The organism is Cupriavidus sp. FW305-F7, assembly GCF_058782875.1.
This window is the reverse complement of record NZ_JBYSYC010000080.1, coordinates 1-20,955: the sequence shown is the minus strand read 5'-3', so window position 1 is coordinate 20,955 and position 20,955 is coordinate 1. Positions and strand designations below refer to the sequence as shown.

Here is a 20,955-nt window from a genome sequence, read left to right as displayed (position 1 = left end):
CAAATCGGCAGCCTGACTGCCCCAGCGCTTCCACTTAAAAATCCGGATTCCCTGTCCGAACAAACGGCGCCACCTCTTTCCGCGCGTCAGACTTCGACGGCAAAACAACGATCTACAAGACTTCACGTCGCACGCGGATAACGAGCCGGGTTCGTCTTCATGAATTCGTACCCTTGTCGAGCAGCGATTCAGTTTCCCGGGCGAACCAACCCGCGTTGTCGGTATCCCCCTGTCCGTAGCTGTGTGAGTTCCTGGCGCTCGGGGCTGGTTAGGCCTTTACGAGTATGCCTACGTCGCACTCGGCCTGGGCACCCCGGTTGTCAATGGTTTTAGCCGTGTGTTCGAATTCCTTGGCCAGATCTTCAGGGCGGCCACCGGCGTGGACCAGAGGTTAACCATTTGCTAACGGTAGCGTCCTCGCTGCAAGGATCAGAAGACCACTGCCTCCTTCGGCTGCCGATCGACTTGCAATGAGAAGACGTCTGGTCGCGCATAATGTCCAACAGGATCGAAGTCGAGTTTGCTCTTCGTCAGCATATCGCGGTCAAGTTCGGCCACCAGAATCGCGCACTCGTCGTAGACCGGTCCAGCCAGAACCTCGCCCAGCGGACCGACGATGACACTGGCGCCACGCATGACGACGTCTTCTGGCTTGTCGCCAATGATGCCCCGCCAATTCGCTCCGAATGCACCGCGCGTGATGACTTGCCCCGCACTGAGCACGTAGCAGCGGCCTTCCATCGCGATGTGCTGCATCGTCGGCAGCCAAGTAGCGCGGTCATCGGCCGTGGGAGCGCAGTAGATTTCCACGCCCTGCGCATACTGGCTCATCCGCATGGCGGGCATGTAGTTCTCCCAGCAGATCACAGCGCCTACTCGGCCAAGAGGAGTGGTCATCACATCAAGGGTCGATCCGTCGCCAAAACCCCATACAAGTCGCTCGGCACCGGTGGGCATGAGCTTGCGCCGCTTGCCGATCAGACCACGCTGCGGATCGATGAACACGACCGTGCAATACAGCGTCGCACCCAGACGCTCGATGATGCCGAGAACGACGAAGATCCCGTTTTCTCGGGCAGCCGCCTGTACAGTTTTCAGTTCGGGGCCGTCGAGTTCCACCGCGCCATCGACGTAGCGCAAGTATGCGTCACGCCCGGCCGGCAAACGGCGGCCAATCGGCGCATCAAACGTCAGCCCCTTGGGATACGTTCCGAGAAAGGCTTCAGGGAAGAGCACCAGTTCAGCGCCACGCGCGGCTGCTTGGCCGATCAATAGGCAGGTTTTTTCTGCGGTGGCTGCAGCATCGAAAGGTACGCTGCTATCCTGAACGACGGCGACTTTGACTTTGGACTTCATGAAAATTCTCCTTGAGTGATCACTGCGAGCGCTCAATGCACGTCGTAGTCTTTGGTCTCAGGCACGATGAAGATGCCGATCAGTGCCGTGGCGGCCGCAATTGCGACGGGATACCACAATCCAGCAAACATATTTCCCGTATAGATAACGAGTGCCGAAGCGGCAAACGGTAGAAAGCCGCCGAGGATGCCGACGCCTACGTGGTACGGCAGGGACAACGAAGTCGAACGGATCGACGCCGGGAACATCTCCACCATGAACGCGGCCATCGGCCCATAGACCATTCCCACCAGCGCGAGCAGCCACGCCACAATTGCTACCGCTCCGGCGAAGTTGACCGATTCGGAATTGACCTTGGGGTCAAAACCAGCGTTCGTCAGCGTCGCCTTAAATTGGACCTCGTCGAAGCCTTTCAGCATGGTCTGGCCGATGGTGGTTACGACCGCAGTGCCGACTTCCGTCTTTTCGAAGGCATAGCTCAGGCCGTTGCGACTGAAAAAGTTGCGCGCTTTGTCGCAGTCCGTGGCAGGTTTGGCAAACAGTGAGAACGTGCAATCGGAGCCACCACGGATGGTGATCGGAGTAGCGGCGGAAAATTGCGTAAGAGCGGGATTTGTGAACTTGGCCAAAGCGTGGAACGAAGGCATCAGCGTCAACGCGCCCAGCACCATCCCCGCGATCATGATCGGCTTGCGGCCTATCTTGTCTGACAGCGCGCCAAACAGCACAATCAGCGGCGTCCCCAGCACCAGGCCCACAGCGAAAATCATGTAGCTGGTTTTGTAGTCCACCTGCAATGCGCTTTGCATGAAAAACAGTGCATAGAACTGTGCCGTGTACCAGACGACCGTCATGCCAGTGGTGATGCCAAACAAAGTGATCAGCACACGTTTAAGGTTTGCCCAATTGCCGAAAGCTTCGCGGATCGGCTGCTTGGAAACCAGCCCTTCCGATTTCATCTTCTCGAATACCGGCGACTCCTCAAGCGTCATGCGAATCCACACCGACACTGCAAGCAAGACCACCGACGTCAGGAACGGGATGCGCCAACCCCACTGCTTGAATGCTTCCTCGCCCACAGCCATGCGGCAGCCGAGGATCACCAGCAGCGACAGCAAGAAGCCGAACGTGGCTGTGGTTTGCAACCAACTCGTTGCCCTGCCTCGTTGGCCGTGAGGCGCGTGCTCGGCAACGTAAGTGGCTGCGCCACCATATTCGCCGCCCACCGCCAGCCCCTGCGCTAGACGCATGGTGACCAATAGGATCGGAGCCCAGATGCCTACCTGAGCGTAGGTTGGCAATAAGCCAACCACGACCGTCGCAATACCCATGATGATCATCGTGATCAGGAATGACTTCTTTCGCCCGATGCGGTCGCCAAGGGAGCCAAACAGCAGCGCACCCAGCGGGCGCACGGCAAAACCTGCGCCAAAGGCCGCGAGACTGGCCAGAAACGCTGCGGTTTCATTGCCAGGCGGGAAAAACAGCGCGCTAAAAAACACTGCCAGCGCACCGTAGAGGTAGAAGTCGAACCACTCGAAAACAGTGCCCAGTGCTGCCGCGATCACCACTAGACGAGTTTTGGACCGGTCAGCATGCGTGGCCTGCGGAGCCGCGGAGGCAGAGACGAAATGGGAGCTAGTTTTCAAAATGTCTCCTTATGTCGAGTCGTTGGAATCTTGGTTTGCTGCATTACTACATTGCCTTGTGGACGCCAATTTTTATGCCGCTCACATGTTCTGTCTATGTAAACAAGTAGAACACCGTGTTCTAATAACCTGCACACCATTTGGACGGCACGCCATGCAAATCGCTACCTACCGCTACTTCCTTGCGGTCGCTGAAACCGGCTCGATCCGGCGGGGCGCCGAGCAGGCGCACATCAGCCCGTCCGCCATCAGCAGGCAAATACAGCTTCTTGAACATGCGTTTCAAGCGCCTCTGTTTGAGCGTAACCAGACGGGCATGGTGCTTACGGAAGAAGGCCGCATCGTGGCCGAGCAGATGCGCAGCAGCCTGCGCGACATGGAACTTGCGCGTGCGCGCATTGATGAACTGCATGGACTGGTACGCGGCTGTGTGAGCTTCGCTTCGATCGAAGGTGTAATGGCGGCCTGGCTGCTGCCTGCAATCTCGCAATTTCGCGCCGAACATCCAGGCATCACGTTTCAAGCGCAAGTCACCGGGTCCGAGCACGTGCTCCGGCTGGTCCAGGGCGGTGCGGTTGATTTCGGTGTTGCTCTGGCACCGGACGAGCACGAGCCAGACTTGCAGATCGTGCGCCGCTTTGTCACACGCTACGTGGTGGCCGTGGCACCAATCCATGAATTGGCGAAGCACAGGAGAATTACCTTGAGAACGCTGCTTTTGCTGCCACTGGCACTGCTCGATTCGCGCTTTGAGACACGGCGCTGGCTCAACCACGTAGCGATGCGCCAGCATCTGCCACTGCAGGCAGCCATCGATCTGGATCACATTGAGAGCATCAAGCGTGCTGTGCGGGGTGGCGCCGTAGCCACCGTACTCCCCGACTATGCGGTTTCGGCTGATGCAGCTAGCGGTGATTTGGTAATGATCGAGTTGGAAGGAGCCTCGGCTGCAAGGACAGCAACGGTGCTATGTACCCGTAAAGGTAGGGTGCAAACACGCGCAGCGCAGGCGGTCATCGACTTGCTCGCACGTTCCGCGCCAGCATGATCGGCCGAAGCACAAGAGCCTTCGCCGACAGGTCGCGACGACCTGAGCCAGATTGGGTATTCCAAGGCCTGCTCAGAGTCGAACCAGGCGGTGTGCGCATGGGGCGAGTCACTAGATGGAGGCCGTCGCGCGCTGGATCGACTTCGTCGTTGGTGAACACGAGTTGCACGTCTTCTTCGGGGAACTCGCGCAGGAAGCCAGGAACTATAGGATGAATCATGGACGCTGCGTAAGCCGTGAGCGCAGCAACACTGACGCGGCCCCGCGACTCGGCGTCCAGTTGGCCGGTCGCAACTACAGCACCCATGGCCGCGTTCACCATGTCTCGTCAATGCTGGCAAACTTCAAAGGCGTTCCAATCAACGCACGCCCAGTGTTTTCTTGAGGCGCTTGATCTGACGGCTGACCGTGGACGGCGTACGCCCGAGTTGGCGCGCGGCCACTGAAAAGTTGCCCGCTTCCACGACACGCGCGAAGGCCGCACGATCGACAGACGCGCCAAGTGTAGGTGGAGATTCATGTGTGGCGAATCCGCGCGGGCGGGCGGCGAAGTGTGCATCGGAGACATTGAGACGCTCCGGTGCTGGTCTTCTGCAGACGCCTCGTTCAGAACGCATATCGCCCCTCGGACAGCAGCGGTTAAAACAGACCCGTCTGCGCCGACCATCATTCAGCGACAATTGTCAGGAAGGGGTGACAGCCATCGGATAACTCCCGACAGTCACCCCCGGTCGACCCGCCATGACCGGCCTGGATCTCACTTTCCGCTTCCGATAGCGCATGGATCGGCATTCCCACCACAGATGATGATGACGATGCTCTCCCCAGGTTTTCGTTTATAGGCTCCAGACGTTACCGCCGCAAAAGCGACTGCGCCTCCGGGTTCCGCGACGATTCTGTACTCAGCCCACAGGAAAGCCTGAGCATCGCGAATTTGCTCGTCTGATACCAATACCGATTCGCTGACCCGTTCTTGCAAGATAGGGAACGCTATGTCACCAACACGCCGGCATCCCAGAGAGTCAGCAGCCAGCCCACCGGTCTCTACATCGACCGGATGCCCAGCGCTCAATGCCCTCTCCAACGTGGGGCACGATCTCGGCTCGACCGAAACGATCTTAATCCGAGGATCCAGGTATGACGCGATCCCTGCGGCGAAGCCTCCGCCACCAACAGCAACCATTACGGTATCAATCTTCTCGATTTGCTGTTCGAGTTCCAATCCAATCGTGCCTTGACCTGCGATGGTTAGGAGATGTTCGAACGCAGGTACTTGCATCGCACCAGTTTCGGCTGCTCGTGCCTCACTCGCTGCCAGTGCCTCCACATACGTGGAGCCGGCCACTACCGTCGTGGCACCCATGCTATCCAACATGGCGCGCTTGAGCGGTGTCGTTAGACTGGGTACGTATATTTCCGCTTTTGTGCCGAGCTTGCGGGCTGCATACGCGACAGCGATACCGTGATTGCCACCGGACGCGGCGATAACTCCTGCTGCTGGTAACGGTTCACCTAACAGCCTGTTGAAAGCCCCCCGTGGCTTGAAGGAGCCGGTCACTTGCAACGACTCGAGCTTCAGGAAAGTGTTTCCAGGAACACTGCCGTCTTGCGGCTCGACCTGAAGGATCGGTGTGACTCTCACGTAGGGTGAGATTCGAGAAGCCGCACGTTGGATATCGTCACGCGTGATCATGTTATGAATTCTCCTGTGCAAGGGGAACCGCCGAAGTCGCAGAAATCGTGACCGATTGGCGTGCTCGTTCGTCGACAGAGAGTTGAAAAATATCTGGACGCGCATAGTGACCGGTCACATCCAGATCGAATTTCCCGCGCAAGACATCATCTAGATTGACTTCGGCAGTGAGGATCGCCTCTTCGTCGAAGATCGGTCCAGCGATTATCTCCCCGAACGGGTTGATGATGCAGCTTCCGCCCGCCTGCAAGATCAATTCGGGATCGTCTCCGAGTTGGCACGGGTAAGTATCCGCAAAGTGGCGGCGTTTCAAAAATTGATTGCACGCAAGGACGTAGCACCTTCCTTCGACAGCGATATGTTGCATAGAGGCGATCCAGCTAGGTCTGGGATCCGCTGTCGGCGCACAATAGATTTGGATGCCCTTCGCATACATGGCTGCACGCATAAGAGGCATGTAGTTCTCCCAACAAATGACCGCACCAATGTTTCCAATGGGGGTCTGGAAGACTGGCATGGTTGAACCATCACCAAATCCCCATATCATCCGTTCCGCGCCGGTCGGCATCAGCTTGCGGTGCTTGCCCATGAACTTACCGAACGGATCAAAAAACAGGACACAGCAATACAGGGTGCCACCTTCTCGTTCGATGACACCGATGACCAGATAAACCGAATGCTTCCTTGCGATCTCGGAAAGTACAGTGACAGCTGGCCCGGGGACGTCAATCGCTGCCTCCCAATACTTGCGCCAGGCATCGCGCCCCTCGGCAGTCCGCCCGCCAACGTAAGAGCCGAATAGATGGCCTTTGGGATATCCGCCGAGAAATGCTTCCGGGAACACCACAAGCTGCGCGCCGCGCGTGACGGAAGACGCTACGAGTTCGTCGACTCTTGCGAGGGTTCCGGATACGTCGAAAGGAACGGGAGTCCCCTGCACCACCGCCGCAGTAAAGGGCGAAAAGTTACTGTTGGATTTCATATCTGGCCTTGTGTATCAATATCGGACAATGTAGAATCACTGTTAGACAACAGTATAGGCGCAACCAATCCGGTTGCAAGCGCTCAATTGGCATAACGAGGGTAAATCCGATGTCGGAAGCGGCAACAATTAGCAGCGTGAGTCATGCGATTCGCCTTGTCGAACTACTCGCGCGGGCGTCGACAGCCATGTCGGTGAGTGAGTTAGCGAGGTCGCTCGACTTGCCGCGTCCCACTGTCTATCGACTGCTGAGAACCCTTCAGTCCTTCAACTGGACGGTGCAAGATGGGACAAAGTACAGATTGAGCTATCGTTTGCCAGGACTGATCGCTACGCCTGATGACATCAGTGCGCTGGTAGACCGCATCAAACCGCGGCTGTCCCGGCTGGCTGCCGAAACAAACGAAACGGTGCACTTTGCGGTCGCCGAAGGCGACCAGGTTGTGTATTTGGCCAAGGTCGATTCGTCCCACCCTATTCGCATGTTCTCTTACGTGGGATGGCAAGGGCCGATGCATGCGACCGCTGTAGGGAAGGCGCTTCTTGCGTGGCCGACGCTATCCCCGGCGGTAGACAGAATCTGCGATGCAGGCCTGCACCGCTATACCGCGCGGACGATCGTCGATAAAAATTCGCTTCTGGCGGAGCTTGAACGGACACGCGCCCGCGGATATGCGGTTGATGACGAGGAACTCATTGAAGGATTGGTTTGCATCGCAGCCCCTGTATTTGAGGGCGATCATGTTGTAGGGGCTATTTCGGTGGCTGGACCAAGTAGTCGAATGCATGACGTTGAAGCGTATGCATCATTGCTTCTGGCCTGCGCTGCCGAGTGAGGTTGGGAGCCACGCTTCCCTGTTGGCTCTGGAGCCGCGCAGTCCGACGTGCTGGCCATAGCGTCGGCACACTGACTGCGGCATACGGTGGGCTCGCACATGAGCGACCAGCAGGTGGACCTGCGCCACGTGCGCGACAACCTTGGCCACGCGTCGATCGCCACCACCAGCATCTACCTGCATACCGAAGACGATGCGCGGCACGAGGCGACAGAGGACAAGCACCGCATTGGCTGGACTCACAAGGGCATAGGGCGGCCGCCCGCGACTCCTCCGATGACAGCAAGCAGCAGGAAATCCTATTTATACTTTCACGAAAGTGAAATTTTGCCCAAGTGTTCTTGCTCGCCTGACCGCGGCGAGACGTCACCGGACGCCGCCTCCTCGCTTACCGGCCACATAGCTTGTAGATTTTCTAGTGTCGGCGGTTAGTTGCGTTTTCTCGCCATGGCGCGAGGTTATTGCGGCTGTTGAAGAACAAGGTTCGTGCGAGCCAGGCTCAACATTCATGCGAGCTGTTGCAGATCGCTTCTATGGGGAATAGTTTGTCAAGTGGCGGCAAGCCTTCTACAAAGATTCAGATCATAAAGAGTCCTCGAGGTCGGGCTGCGTGGGCTCGACTAACGTAAGGGGAGACGGCTGGTGCGCACGTGAGACATCGACGTCTCACCAACTTCTATCCGCCGGTACTACCGGCCTCATCCTTTATGCGCGTGGCGCCGGATAGTGCAATCCGGGAGATGTGCCCCATCTAATTATCGGCCGCGCTCAGCAGGCCAGCGATCTGGGCGGGCACAACTCATCTCACCCTCGATTGTTTTGCGACATCGCAACTGATGTCATGCCAGTTTGAACTGGGCCCCGTCGGGAATGATGCCTTCCGTTAGGTAACGCCATAGTGCAATCACGAGGCGCCTGGCGAGCGCGACGATGGCAATGCGGCGGGCACGACGGTTGGGCCCGGTACCTTGGGTGCGCTCGTTGAACCATCGTGTAAGCGCACTGCCAGGCTGGTATCGGAGCCAGCCCCAAGCCATCTCGATAAGCTGAACCCGTACCCGTCGATTGCCTTGCTTGCTAATACCCTGATCGACCCGGCTCTGGCCGCTGTCGTAGGGCTGGGGCACGAGTCCTACGCACGCGCCGAGCTGTCGGCGGTTGCGGAACTGCCGCCAGAACAGTTCGAGCATAAGACGCGATGCACCAATGTCACCCACTCCCCTCAAGCGCTTGAGCCAGGTGATTCGCTCACGTACCGGCTCGGGTAGGCGGTCATGAAGAGTACGCTGGAGATCCTTGAGTTGCTGCTCGGCGAGTTCCAGGCGATGCGATTCACGCAGCAACCGTTCGCGCAGTTCGTCTGGCAACGGCGAGCCGTCGTGGCAGGTCAGTTCGCCGCGAGCGAGCCGCTTGGCGAATGCACGGTGGTCAACCTCGTCCCAACAGCCAACGGTAACAAGCAGTTTGCGCATGCGGTCGCGGTGCTGCATGACTTCCTTCTGCAGTTGTCCGCGATCGCGAATCAGATGACGCGACGCTTCATCCTGCAGAGAGGGCGCACGCACCACCCGCATACGGTCTCGCTCGCCATGTAGCCATGCACGTAGATTGGTGACGAGCTTGATTGCATCGAGGCGGTCCGTCTTCGCACGCCGCTTGTGGCGCTCCACCGGGATGCTCGCGGCATCGACCATATAACAGTCGATGCCGCGCGAGCGCAGCGACCGAAGGATCCAGAATCCGTCCTGTCCAGCTTCGTAGCTCACGACCACACGCACATGCGAAGGCAGCGACCACTTGCGCTTTTGCTGCTCGATCAGATCAAGCACGGCCTGCAGTCGAGAAGCGGCTTGTAGAGCACCGACCGAGTGAACCGCGGGTTGCTCCCTGAATCCGTCGTGAAGTGCAACCTTCCATTGTGCGGCCGACAGTTCGAGAGATACCGCCAGGATGGCGTCTTCAGCATGTAGTTCGGTAGCGTGATCGGCGTTCATGATGCCCTCCATTGAGCGAGCTCGTGCCCCATCAATCCTACTGCTAGCCGTCTTGGCGATTCTTCCCCTACATAGGATCTAATTCTGCGAATGGTGAGCATTAATACTGCGACCGTGGCGTGCCAAAGGGGGGGCTTCCTACCGGTTCGCGATCCCGCGCGTACCGCTTCCCTACCCAACGGATCACTGCACTGAGATTTTTGAGCTGATGTAATCTGAACGATGAGATGACCTGGAAGCGGTGAACGTGAATTTCACAGGCCATTGCCACCGGATTCAGCCACTCACGTTTCCAGCGAGGCGCAAAGACATCGAAGGGATTCAGAGCGAGGCACTCGAAGCAGAACGGGAGGCCGCTGCGTTCGGACACCCATGCTGCTGGCGTTTGGATCGCCACTAGTCTGTCGATGTTAACGTGTGTCAAAGCTGCGAGACGGGCAAGCACCAGTTCATCAACCGGCGGAAACAGCAGCCATCCACAGCGGGGCAAGTATGGGAATGCCCCAAGGTGCCCACTCGCCCATAACTGGGGGACGCTGATTCGATACGTTGCTGCCAAGCGCCCCAGCCAGCCGCCAAAGGCCTCGTCGTCAAACGGACGTGGCGCCACCGGCCAAGGTCTCACACGCTCAGCACAGGAGACCTCTCGCTGCATTCTCGATGTGGCCAAGTTCGATCACCTCTCTGCCGTCGCGAATGGCGAGTTCAGTCGCGACATTGAGCACCCGCGATACCTCCCCGGTTAGCCCGCCGCTCGCCGCCAGGATCGCCCGAACCATCTCTTGCCGCGCTAGGTTCGACGGCCGTCGAAGGGGCAGAATTCGTTCAAAGGCAGCAAGGAGGCATCGGAAGGCCTCTGATTCGTTCCACCTGGGAATTTCGAAGCGTGTGAACCGGCTCACCATCTGCGGATCCGTTTGCAACGCAATCACGGCGTCTTGGGTGCCAACGAGGACGATGGAGATTCTCAAATCATTCGCCAGAAACTTCAGCAGATTCAAGGATGCCCGCTGTTCCCGGTAGCTTCCTGCCAGCAAGTGATGGACCTCATCAACAATCAGCATCCGCGGCGCTACCTTCCGAAGAAGCTCTCGGGTCAGCTTCTCGAGCGCGGAAAGCCGGGCTGTAGCATTGAAAGGCGCCCCCAGCTCGAAAAGCAGTGACGCATAGAATCGCTGCTGATCAGGTGTCGGCGGCATCTGCATGGCGACAATCTTGCACATCTCAACGCCCTTCTGCTCGTCATACTCGGGCGGATGATGACGCTGAAACTTGGAGATGATCTGCGTCTTTCCGATATTGGAGTCTCCGTGCAGTAACAGGCATGGCATACGCTCGCGCTCAGGTGTCTGGATGAGTCGTTCAAGAATCTCCAGCGCCTGCGTGGCACGCGGGTAGTCGATCCATCGGTTACGGGCTAGTCCTCGAATCCGGACATTGTCATCGCATTGTGCCAGCGGTCTGGCAGTAGGCAGCAGATGTGTGAGTAGCGCGCCCATTACGGATCACCATTGCTCTACATCGTACGCTATGGCTGGCTTGCTGTAGTCGACGGACGCCTCAGTGGGTCTCACCGATGCGCTTTCGCCTTGCCGAACTTGAGAGTTCTCTTGCCGAGCGTTCCTTGGCACCGGATCCTTCAAGGCATTGCGTCGACGGCTTGCACCCAACGACTGTGTTCTTGCGCGCGCAACGATGCGGCGCTGTTCATCAATGGCCATGAACAGCATGGCCTCGCTGACGTATTCCTGTCCTTGGGCGCGCAGATGCCGTAATGCGCTGCGTTGCTCCCATAACGAAACGCGATCGCGGCGCAAGTCGGCAAAGGTCGCCTCGAGGTACCGTTTGCCATCAACGCTGACAAAAATTTTGGAGAGATCTTCGGGGTGAAACCGTGTAATGACCTTCTGCTTGGTTGCCCGCCACGCAGTAAAGATTGGATGCCAGTACCGAATGTAGAATAGCGTGAGGCCATCCGCCTGGACCGTTCTATGTGTCATCGGCAGGAACTGGATCAGGAACCGCAAAGCTTCGGACGCCGTATCGGGAAGCAACTTCGGAGGCGTCTCGCCGCCAAGTGTGGCCCACATGGAGTAGGGAGTGGCTCCACGCAACCCCCGGTGCGCATTATGGTGATAGCGCTGCGCGATCTCCAGGACCAGCCATTTCTCAAATTCTCGGATCGTCAGGGATGCCTCTCGTTCAGGCGGCCTGGCTTTGCGCCCCTTCGGGGACGAGCCAGTCGATCCCGGCAAGCTGTGGACGCGCTCCATGAGGGTCCGATTCAATCGTTCGATATGTCCGCCAAAGTATGGGCGTCCGGCGGGACGATACATCAATTCCACCCCGTACTGGCTACACCCGGAGCGCAGCGCCCTGCTTTTGAACTCGGCCGCGTTGTCGAGGTGAAGCACTTTCGGGATACCGTGCATCGGCCAATCGGCACTGACCTCGAGACTGGCAAGCCAGCTCAATTTGGGTAGAACGACGCGCGTCAATAGAAGAGCAACCGTGGCCGCATTCGGGCGGTCCATTCCCACATACACTCCCACGACACATCGTGTGGCAACGTCAACAGCAAGGCTAAGCCATGGCCTACCGATTGGGCGCCGATATAGCTCATCCACCACGATCACATCGGCGAGCGTGTGATCGACCTGAACGATGTCCATCGGGTAACGCGCGACGAGACTGCCAGGCGGAATTGCTGCCGCCGGTAACGCCGCCTGCAGAAGCGCCTCTTCCTTCCGATAAGCGGCCCCAACGCCGTGAAACGGTTGACCTGGCTGGTGCGGTAACGCCAGCCGCGGCACAGCGTTTGCGGATTTCAATGGTCAGCTCAAACAGCGGGTGCGCCAGATAGCGCTGCTGCGGCAGCCAAGTGGATAGTACATCGTTCACGATGTTTTCGACTTGCGCCGGCAGTCGCCCCTTTCCGGATCTCGGACCGCGGTCATAGGGGCTCAGCGCGCTCGCGACTGGATCAGCAAGAAATCGTTGCCGAAGACGATAGACGGTGGACCGATGCATCCTGAGCAATTTGCCAGCGTAATCTGCTTGCTTGCGCGAGAGCGGTCCCCTTCCAAGGGGACGCAGAACTCGCGCAATCGCAAATTCGCGCTCCGTAGGTTGAGTCATGGAGATACGCAGAAACTAACATTCAACCCACAGTAGTCGAATTACCAGTCCGCAGAGCCACAGTCGCGGAATTTGTCGTCCAACGCCGAAAGGCCGTTGCCTCTGCGCAACGGCACCAATCGTTCTTCCACCGACAGTTTTCCAATGAAAATCAATGCGTTAACCCAGTGTGATTGCTCGCAGATGTGTGGGCGCGGATCGCGGAATTAACGATCTGCAACAGTCAGATGCATCCATCCTTCGGCGGTCCGCTGCTCGTTTGAATAGACGGTAATCCGATGGTGACTACGCAGTGCGGTGACGCGTTCCTGCGTCCAGTAATTGCCGCGTCCGGTTCGCAAGTCATTGCGATTGAGTATGCTGGCGATGAGCAAATCGGGACATATCCGGGCAAGTGAGCGTACGGCATCAATTGCTTCGCGGGAAGTATGAGAGGCGTTCTGTCCGCGACGCCGTCGTGGCACCCGAACCTCGGTATGAACGCCGCCTTTCCAGTGAATCACAAGCACGATCTCGCTCGCTGCATTGTCCACATCGACGACCACTTCGTGGATCAACGTTCGTACAATGCGCTTCCTCAGGCGGGCATCGGCCTCTGGCCATATGGACTCCAGCGCCGTAGCAAGGTCGGCAAACTCCTCTGAGTTGGCTGGGGGGATTTGGCCGGATGCGCCTACCTGTTGCTCGATGCGTGATTGCAGTTCCTTGACCCTCAACAGGGCATCATTCCAACGTCGCTCCAACTCATCGGCGACCAGTCGATTCTCGGGGTCGGCAGCGTCATATTGCTTCTGCGCCCGCTGCGCGGCATAGCGGGCCGCCTGCAAATCTCGCTGCAGCGCAGCCAGCACCTCATCTTGTTTCCGGGTCTCTTCTTCGCGGGCCACGATAGCTGCCTCGATTGCTGCAGGTTGAACGACCTGAAGGACGGCCTGTGCAATGGCCGCGTCGATGCGTGTGCCACCGAATGCGATGCAGCGAGGCTGTCCTTTGTCGAGCCAGGCGCGATGACAGGAGTAACGCAAGGCGTCATGCTGCTGGCCCGTGTAGTGTAGCGTGAGCTTGCTCGCGCAGCGACGACACCGCAGCAGCCCTGCCAACAAGGCCTCCCCGTTCTTGGGCGCACCAGCATGTCCGGCCATCCGCATGTTGGCACTGATCGCGCGCTGGATCCGTTCGAACTCGTCCCAGGTAACGTACCCATCATGGGCTTCGGGAATCAGCGCCAGCCATTGATCTCGCGGCTTGCGGCGATCACGCTTACGTGGTTCTCCGTCTTCATAGTGAATCGTGCTTTCCGTCTTGCCGTAGGCATATGCGCCGCCGTAATTCGGATTGGTCAGGATCTGGTAGACCGTGCCGTAGCTGGGTCGTTTCCAGTGGATTTCTCCACGCGGTGTGCACGCCGGAAGCTGCAGCCCGTGCTCGAGGAACCATAGCAGTGTCTGGCGTACCGAACCGATCGCACCGAACTGGCGGAACACCGATCGAATGGCCTCCTGTACACGCAAATCTGGATCCTTCTCCAGGCGCTGGTCTTCGGTTTTACGGTAACCAACCGGCGCTGCTACGATGAGCTCGCCTCGCTTGGCCTTCTCCCGCCGTGCTTCCAGCGACCGCTGACGCAGCAGGTCCAACTCGTATTCGTTGAGGCTGCCCTTTAGCCCGAGCAGCAAGCGATCGTTACTCTGTCGCGGGGCGTAAACAGTTTCCTGATCGACCAGTACAGTATCAACGACTCTGCAGACTTCAACCAGTTGCTGCCACTCGCGACTGTTGCGTGCGAATCGCGACACCTCGCGCGCGGCAACGGCGCCGACGCGGCCAAGGCAAACCTCTGCCACCATGCGTTCGAATCCCGTACGCGTCTGTGTTCCAGCCGCAGAGCGACCGAGGTCCTCATCAATAACCTCGACCTCATGCCAGCCTAACCGGTGCAGACGATCCTGCATCGCATACTGCAGCTTCTGGCTTTCCAGGTTGTGGTTGACCTGGTACGCCGACGACTGACGGACGTACAGCACGGCTTTGCGCGCCAGATGCTGCGCTCTGATCTTGTCACTCATCATTTGCCTCCCGCTCGTGCGCGGTGGCGAGCAGCCCCCGTCGGTGTTGCCGCAGCAGTTGCGCCAGCAAGCGGATCGTCTGCTGTCGTACCTCCGGCGGCAGGGTTGCCCACTGGGGCGTCTTTGGACAAGGATGGAACAGGTCGAGTTGATTGCCCGATAGCGGGCTCGTCACGCGTCGCATCAGCACCTCCTGCACGGGACAAAGGACGGTGCTGCGCTTGTACCATACCGGCTTGCACGGCAAGCGACCGGTCGGCCAGCAAGCGTCTCAACTCTCGGAGCGCTTCACAGTTGACGACGGGGGACGCAGCAGAGGTGAGGTGACTACAAACTATCGGGTCGAACATCCACTGGGGCACCTCCAGCACGCGCGCCGACTCGCGTGAGTTGAGCGCACAGCGCAGAACGATCTCCCCATTCTTCGTGACCGTGTTGAAAATCCACACCCTGCGACCATACCAAGGGTGCCAGCGATACAGAACTTCTCTTGAGTCGGTAATGTGGGCGTTGTGTTGACGGCTTGTACAACCCGCATCGCTTGCACAGCGCTCTGGGCTATCGGTCGCCGCAGGAGTTTGAAAAGCTGCCCGTCATTGGCATGAATCCGGCGCTACACCGGGCCTACACTGCCCCATCACAAGGAGAAAACACATCGACATAAAATTCCAATGCGGATCTGTCCGATGAAACGGGGCAACCTCACGATAGCGTCAGGTCAGCGTTGCACGTAGCTCGCGCTTTAGCACCTTTCCATAGCTGTTCTTGGGAAGCGCATCTACAAAGACATAGCGCTTGGGTCTCTTGAAGCGGGCTATCCGGCTAAGGCAATGGGCGTCCAACTCTCCGCTGCCGGGCGATGATCCCGGCACGGGAACGATAAATGCTACGACAACTTCGCCCCATCCCTGGTCCTGCTGTCCGACCACACATACCTCGGATACCCCGGGATGCGTCAGTAGGACCTCTTCGACTTCACGGGGATAAATGTTGGAGCCGCCGCTGATGACGACGTCCTTTGACCGATCGCGCAGGGTCAGGTAGCCGCGCTCATCCATTGCCCCAATATCACCAGTGTGGAGCCAGCCGCCACGCAGCGTCTCGGTGTTGCCGGAGGCGTTCTTCCAGTATCCGGACATCACCACGTCGCTGCGGCAGACGATCTCGCCGACCTCGCCCGGCCCGAGCGGTTGGCCATCACTGTCGACGATCGCGACTTCCACCCCAGTGCGCGCCCGGCCGACAGAGCCGAGGACTGCATCGTCCGGCAGTTGATGATCCTCGCGCCGAAGCCAAGTTATGCTCATTGGCGTCTCGCCTTGGCCGTAAATCTGCACAAACACTTGTCCGAAGACGGCCAGCGATTTCTTCAGCTCCTCGAGATACATGGGCCCTCCGCCATACACGATGCTCCGCAGATTTGCAGGACGTCGTCCCGAGGCCTCGGCTTCGAGCCGGAGCCGCTGCACCATCGTCGGTGCAAGGAACGCTCCGCAGCCCGGGTGTTGGTCGCACAGGTCGAGGAACTCTGCGGCCTCGAACGCGCGCGTGGCCGGAATGACCTGGCGCGCACCGCGCGACACGTAGGCCGGGATATAGAGACCGGAACCGTGAGACATCGGGGCCGCATGGATCTGACTCGCGTTTTCGTCAATGTCTTCGACATCGGCCAAGTGGCCGACCGTCATGGCTATCAGGTTGCGGTGAGACAGCATTGCGCCCTTGGAGCGGCCCGTCGTGCCGCTCGTGTAGAACAGCCAGGCTAGGTCCTCCGGAGCACTGATTGGGGGCCTTGCTGGCGCCACGGATAATAGCGCGTCGTACTGCTGGCCACCGATTACCACCACCTCGCGCGCTGGGGAGTACGCTTGCAGCGCGCTTTGCAAGCCGGGCGCAATGCCCGGCGATGCAAAAACAATGGCAACGTCTGCGTCTTCGATGATCTGCACCATCTCCATCGGGTGCAGCTTTGCGTTCAACGGTACGACGACGCCTTGTGCGGCCCACGTGCCGAACAGGAGTTCAAGATATTCGGGGCGGTTCTCACTGGCGATCGCAATCCGGCTGCCAGCTTGGTGACATGCGCCAAGGCCGCTTGCAAGCCGCAAGCTCCGATTGCGCAGTTCGGCATAAGTGTGGACTTGGTGGATCCCGTCATAAACGGCACCGCGGTCGGCAAAGCGATGCGCCGCCTGGTCAAGCAGGGTAAATAGATTCATTGTCGATACCTGAAGTTGCGCGATCAGCCTTCCAGCGCATTGCGGGCGGTAAGCCAGTCGCGGATGGTCGCCGTGGCTTGGGCAAGCAGATCCGGCTGTCCCGCGTAATAGTGTGTGGCGCCTTGGATGACGCGCATGGTTTTGTCGCTCGTGGTGGCCGCATCAAAGAGCATGCCGGCGTGCGGCTGTGGCACCGCGTCGTCAGCACTGTTTTCGATAATGAGCATTGGTGCGGTGATGCGTGCGACGCAGGCGAGGCCGTTGGCGCGGGAATCGTCGATCGACCATTGCGAGAGCCATGAGCGCAGCGTGCAGAAGCGGGCCAAGCCCACAGGGCCGGTGTTCACAGTTTCGGGATTGCCCAGGTAGCACCATCGCGGTTTTCGGTCGTTGGGGTCCAGGGCCGGATCCAAGAACCGGGGGTCGGCCAACGTGCGATGCACCACGAAGGCGCGCTCGGTTTCGCCCGTGTTGCGCCGCTTGAGTTCCGCGAGCGTGTCCTTGACCCAACTGGTGATCCGTCTCACGCGGGCAATCTGCGCGGCGCGGTAGCTGGCGACGAAGTCCGCCGGGTAGGGCGGCTGGTTGGGATTGTCGCGATCATATAGGTCCAGCTCCCGGTTGCGGCGATCCGGCGCCAGCTCGTTACCGACCGACGGGTCGATGCAGTCCGTCAGCAGGTGCGCGCGAGACAAGTGGGCTGCCTGGAAGATCACCGCATCGGCTGGAATGAGCCCAGCCCTGCCCAGGTCGACCGGATCGCCGGCCGGCGTAGTCGTGATGGTCGGCGCTTCCGCCTCAGCCTGGTAAAACATCGCCAGCGAGCCGCCGCCGCTCCAGCCCATCAGCACGATCTTCTCGTAGCCCCATTCCTGCCTGGCATGCCGGATGTAGGCGCCCAGATCGAGCACCACTTTCTCCATGATGAGCGCGGAGTCGTTCTTGGCATAGCGGCTGGCTGCGCACAGGACGTGCGCGCCGGACTCGGCCATCGCGCGTGGCACGGGAAGCAACTGCAGCGTCGAAGTCGGGTGCATGAAGATCATCAGCGTTTTCGACGGCCGGTTCTTGGGGCGCATCAGGATGCCCTCGAGGTTGACAAAACCCTGGTTTCCGGCAAAGCCATAGGTTTCGGTAAAGCCAGCGGCTTCTTCATACTGGAGATGCACCCACTCGGTCTGCACAGTCAATCGGTTCATGGTGTTGGTGCCTCTGTTTGGTTGGAATGTCAGCATCAAGCCTCGAGCGACCCACCTCACTCTTCTCGATGTGCAGGCAAGGTAGCCGGTGCTTGCGCGCTCCTCAGTCCCCTTCGCGCGGGACAGGCTGGACAGGTCCCTCCTACGGGGGACTGTCGGGTCTCGCGTCCAGAGGTCTACTGGCCGCATGACCACATTTGCGCGAAAGATGCGTTCGAAGGTAGCGGCCGAGCGCCGAATGCTGAAGCGGATGCTGAACTCCATTAATTGCCAGACCGGTGTCTCTTCCCGCAAAGGCAGACTGACCGACTTCGCATGCCTGCACCAACTGCTGGAAATAGCTGCGGAACTGGCGGAGAGAGGGCACCAGACCAATGAAAGGCGGTCCCTGATGCCGCTGCTGCGCGAGCGCTGCCCGCCTCTCGGGCCCGTGCTCGACCGCCTCGCGGCCGAGCAGGAGCGCGGAAAGGCGTTGTTGGACGATGTCATGCATGCACTGGTGCAGTGCGAGTCCGCGGACGTTGACTCGGACGCACTCCTAGCCGCGGCCATCGCCAACTATCTCGAAGTGACTTTGGGCCAGTTGCAGGTGGAGGAGAACTACATCCTTCCCGTCGCTGCGGACTACTTGACTCCGCTCGATTGGGCGTGGCTTGCCTCAGCGCATTTACCGTAGTGTTCGCGCCCATTTGTTCTGGTGCGCGATGAGGCTCGGCGCAATGAGGTATGGAGATCAGCGTGTATGCACTGCTCGTTCGTGTCCCCCGCAAAGGGGGCGTACTTGGCTCTGATGATTGCTTACGCTCGCATGGTCGAGCTCGGGCTTTGAACAAGAGCAGGGGGATCTTGTCAGGCGTGTAATTGGGCCTATAGGTTGACGCCGAGCCGGGGATACGGCCAGCCCGGCGCGTGTGCGCTGGCACGCCGAGACGACGAAATGCATCGCTTCTGGCAGACGCATTTCAAGGGGAAATAGCGGGCCTCCTTTGCTACAGGAATATTCGCGCCGAATCTATAGACGTAGAGTTGGTTATTGGACTTGAAGAAAATGAACCAAGAGGTTCATGGAGGAGACTAATTATATGAAAAAGACAGCTATCAGCCTATCTGCCCTGTGCGCACTTGCAAACGGCGCAGCTCATGCGCAGACCAGCGTAACGCTATATGGTGTGCTCGACATGCCGATTGAGTATGTCAATCACATGGCAAAAGGCGCACCTACGGTGAACACTGCGACGGGGGGGGTCACCCAGCAACCTGGTGGCACCCGCGTCGGACTTCAGACAACTGGCGGCCTGTCGGGTCCGCGTTGGGGTTTGCGCGGGGTGGAGGACTTGGGCGGCGGCCTGCAAGGAATCTTTGTTCTGGAAAGCGGCTTCGGCGTCGATGATGGAAAATCGCAGCAGTCCGGCCGCCTCTTTGGGCGACAGGCATACGTTGGTCTGCAGCACAAACAATATGGCACGCTTACGTTTGGGCGCCAATACACGTCCATGTTCGACGTATTTGCTAACTACTCGGCCGTCGGTTGGGTTCCCTTGTACGAGCCGTTCGTCGTGCAAGTCGGCTCCAACTTCCGCGAAGACAATACGGCTAAGTACAGGGGGGTATTTGGAGGCCTCACCGCCGTCGCGCATTGGAGTTTCGGGGTTGGCGTAGGTTCTATCGCTGGCCAACCGCTTGCTGGTGGCGGCGCTGGAGAGACAGCCGGTAGCTTCCGGGACAACTTCGGTTATGGTGCAGCCTTGTCGTACGTAAGCGGTCCATTTGGCGTGGCAGTGGGCTATGACCAATGGAATCCCACAGTGACGACGGGAAGCCCAGGGACTGCGAAAAAGGCAAGCATCGCAGCCAGCTATGCCCTTGGACCAGCCTCGTTCTACGCAGGCTATCGTTGGGGCGCTAATAAGGATGGCGCTGACAATACTCTGCTGAGAGACGACTATTACTGGGCGGGCGCTAAGTACCAAGCGACGTCCGTGCTGTCGCTGAGCATTGGCTACTTCTATGATAATTTGAAGTCCCTGCGCCTGAGCGCCACGGCTCCGACTATCAATCCTGCGAACCCGTGGCAGGTCAGCTTTATCACCGACTACGCGTTGTCTAAGCGTACCGATGTGTATCTGAGCATGGCTTACGCGAAGAATTCAGGGCTCAACTTTGATAGCTCAGCAAACGGCTTCGCCAACGGATATTTCCTTTCTCAAGGTAGCAACAACCAATTCGGCACGGCCGTCGGTATTCGTCACAAGTTCTAACGAGGCTCCGCCTCAGACCGACGAGTGGTATGGGTGACTGTGTGGCGCTGAGGGGGTAAGGTGGCTCCGGTCGAGCCGGCTGGGACAAGCCCAGCGATGTACGAGCTCGAAGCTCAATGGGGTCCGAAGACCCCGTGGACGACCGGAGCCAACCATGACGTTATCACAGAGTGTGTGCGAAGTTCTGCGCGATCACGTCGTACTCGAGAGTGAATGCATCGACCGGATGTACCTGAACGTGTACGTGCCGCAGTTGCAGCGCGTCGGCGGCGTGGTGTGGTACCTGCGCGGCCATCTCGGTCAGCGCTTTGCCTCGACGGCGACGGTGGCGCCCAAGACCGTAGCCTTCGTGGCAAGCATCGAGAAGTTTGTCGACGAGAAAGGTGTGGATCTGGTGAGCTTTGGCAAGCACCAGCGCAAGGACGACATCACCCAGCAGTGGGCCTGTCAGTTTTTTTGTGTGCAGGGCAGTTAAAGGCTCATCGTCATTTCGACCGGTGAGCCAGCATTATCTCAA

19 protein-coding genes and 1 pseudogene are annotated in these 20,955 nt (G+C 58.9%); 7 read left to right on the top strand and 13 right to left on the bottom strand.

The genetic code is table 11. From position 1 onward, the window contains the following. Positions 1-429 precede the first annotated feature (429 nt). Together AC3WL8_RS38290 and AC3WL8_RS38285 are read right to left on the bottom strand one after the other, a co-directional pair. Positions 430-1,356 carry a carbon-nitrogen hydrolase family protein gene (locus tag AC3WL8_RS38290; protein WP_013959093.1) on the bottom strand — a complete coding sequence of 309 codons (927 nt, stop codon included), beginning with the start codon at positions 1,354-1,356 and terminating at the stop codon, positions 430-432. A 32-nt stretch (positions 1,357-1,388) separates the two neighbouring features. Continuing rightward, positions 1,389-3,005, bottom strand: a complete 1,617-nt coding sequence (locus AC3WL8_RS38285; protein ID WP_013959092.1) for an MFS transporter — start codon at positions 3,003-3,005, stop codon at positions 1,389-1,391. 154 nt (positions 3,006-3,159) lie between these two features. Here AC3WL8_RS38285 and AC3WL8_RS38280 point away from each other — a divergent pair, with 154 nt between their 5' ends. Beyond that, complete coding sequence (locus tag AC3WL8_RS38280; protein ID WP_492380112.1) at positions 3,160-4,053, top strand: LysR family transcriptional regulator; 894 nt, start codon at positions 3,160-3,162, stop codon at positions 4,051-4,053. A 115-nt stretch (positions 4,054-4,168) separates the two neighbouring features. After that, positions 4,169-4,438: a hypothetical protein gene (locus tag AC3WL8_RS38275; protein ID WP_013959090.1), complete on the top strand. Its 270-nt coding sequence runs from the start codon at positions 4,169-4,171 to the stop codon at positions 4,436-4,438. On the opposite strand, the gene AC3WL8_RS38270 is transcribed toward AC3WL8_RS38275, so the two are convergent. The 3 genes from AC3WL8_RS38270 to AC3WL8_RS38260 form a co-directional block, all read right to left on the bottom strand. Beyond that, complete coding sequence (locus tag AC3WL8_RS38270; RefSeq protein WP_013959089.1) at positions 4,413-4,670, bottom strand: helix-turn-helix domain-containing protein; 258 nt, start codon at positions 4,668-4,670, stop codon at positions 4,413-4,415. The two genes, AC3WL8_RS38275 and AC3WL8_RS38270, sit on opposite strands and share 26 nt — an antisense overlap. Before the next feature lie 140 nt (positions 4,671-4,810). Continuing rightward, positions 4,811-5,746 (bottom strand): threonine/serine dehydratase, encoded by a 936-nt coding sequence (locus AC3WL8_RS38265; RefSeq protein WP_041229030.1) that lies wholly within the window; start codon positions 5,744-5,746, stop codon positions 4,811-4,813. A 1-nt stretch (position 5,747) separates the two neighbouring features. Continuing rightward, complete coding sequence (locus tag AC3WL8_RS38260) at positions 5,748-6,728, bottom strand: nitrilase-related carbon-nitrogen hydrolase (RefSeq protein WP_013959088.1); 981 nt, start codon at positions 6,726-6,728, stop codon at positions 5,748-5,750. 110 nt (positions 6,729-6,838) lie between these two features. Here AC3WL8_RS38260 and AC3WL8_RS38255 point away from each other — a divergent pair, with 110 nt between their 5' ends. Both AC3WL8_RS38255 and AC3WL8_RS38250 read left to right on the top strand, forming a co-directional pair. Beyond that, the gene (locus tag AC3WL8_RS38255; RefSeq protein ID WP_041229029.1) at positions 6,839-7,564 is read left to right on the top strand and encodes an IclR family transcriptional regulator; all 726 of its coding nucleotides are present in this window, start codon (positions 6,839-6,841) and stop codon (positions 7,562-7,564) included. Between the two features lie 36 nt (positions 7,565-7,600). Then, positions 7,601-7,810 (top strand): annotated as a pseudogene (locus tag AC3WL8_RS38250) (tyrosine-type recombinase/integrase); the annotation flags it as partial. 593 nt (positions 7,811-8,403) lie between these two features. Here the strand turns inward: AC3WL8_RS38250 and AC3WL8_RS38245 are convergent. The 8 genes from AC3WL8_RS38245 to AC3WL8_RS38210 form a co-directional block, all read right to left on the bottom strand. Beyond that, positions 8,404-9,558 (bottom strand): IS110 family RNA-guided transposase, encoded by a 1,155-nt coding sequence (locus tag AC3WL8_RS38245; protein WP_013958800.1) that lies wholly within the window; start codon positions 9,556-9,558, stop codon positions 8,404-8,406. Positions 9,559-9,658: 100 nt separating this feature from the next. Then, positions 9,659-10,213, bottom strand: coding sequence for a TniQ family protein (locus AC3WL8_RS38240; protein ID WP_238553214.1), 555 nt, complete (start codon positions 10,211-10,213; stop codon positions 9,659-9,661). Then, a complete protein-coding gene (locus AC3WL8_RS38235) occupies positions 10,188-11,057 on the bottom strand; it encodes a TniB family NTP-binding protein (protein ID WP_492380111.1) in 870 nt (289 codons plus the stop codon). Before AC3WL8_RS38235 ends, AC3WL8_RS38240 begins: the two co-directional genes overlap by 26 nt. Positions 11,058-11,063: 6 nt before the next feature. Continuing rightward, complete coding sequence (locus tag AC3WL8_RS38230; protein WP_492380110.1) at positions 11,064-12,389, bottom strand: TnsB C-terminal domain-containing protein; 1,326 nt, start codon at positions 12,387-12,389, stop codon at positions 11,064-11,066. Positions 12,390-12,902: 513 nt separating this feature from the next. After that, on the bottom strand, positions 12,903-14,765 hold the full coding sequence (locus AC3WL8_RS38225) for a recombinase family protein (RefSeq protein ID WP_492380109.1): 1,863 nt from the start codon (positions 14,763-14,765) through the stop codon (positions 12,903-12,905). After that, positions 14,755-14,946, bottom strand: a complete 192-nt coding sequence (locus tag AC3WL8_RS38220; RefSeq protein WP_492380108.1) for a hypothetical protein — start codon at positions 14,944-14,946, stop codon at positions 14,755-14,757. The genes AC3WL8_RS38225 and AC3WL8_RS38220 overlap by 11 nt, the downstream gene beginning before the upstream one ends. A 529-nt stretch (positions 14,947-15,475) precedes the next feature. Next, the gene (locus AC3WL8_RS38215; RefSeq protein WP_492380107.1) at positions 15,476-16,981 is read right to left on the bottom strand and encodes an AMP-binding protein; all 1,506 of its coding nucleotides are present in this window, start codon (positions 16,979-16,981) and stop codon (positions 15,476-15,478) included. Between the two features lie 23 nt (positions 16,982-17,004). Continuing rightward, a complete protein-coding gene (locus AC3WL8_RS38210) occupies positions 17,005-18,180 on the bottom strand; it encodes an alpha/beta hydrolase (RefSeq protein WP_492380106.1) in 1,176 nt (391 codons plus the stop codon). Positions 18,181-18,367: 187 nt separating this feature from the next. On the opposite strand from AC3WL8_RS38210, the gene AC3WL8_RS38205 reads away from it, so the two are divergent. The 3 genes from AC3WL8_RS38205 (at position 18,368) to AC3WL8_RS38195 (ending at position 20,913) form a co-directional block, all read left to right on the top strand. Then, positions 18,368-18,856, top strand: coding sequence for a hemerythrin domain-containing protein (locus AC3WL8_RS38205; RefSeq protein WP_492380105.1), 489 nt, complete (start codon positions 18,368-18,370; stop codon positions 18,854-18,856). A gap of 406 nt (positions 18,857-19,262) precedes the next feature. Then, positions 19,263-20,438 (top strand): porin, encoded by a 1,176-nt coding sequence (locus AC3WL8_RS38200; RefSeq protein WP_492380104.1) that lies wholly within the window; start codon positions 19,263-19,265, stop codon positions 20,436-20,438. Positions 20,439-20,592: 154 nt separating this feature from the next. After that, positions 20,593-20,913, top strand: a complete 321-nt coding sequence (locus AC3WL8_RS38195; RefSeq protein WP_492380103.1) for a hypothetical protein — start codon at positions 20,593-20,595, stop codon at positions 20,911-20,913. Positions 20,914-20,955 lie beyond the last annotated feature (42 nt).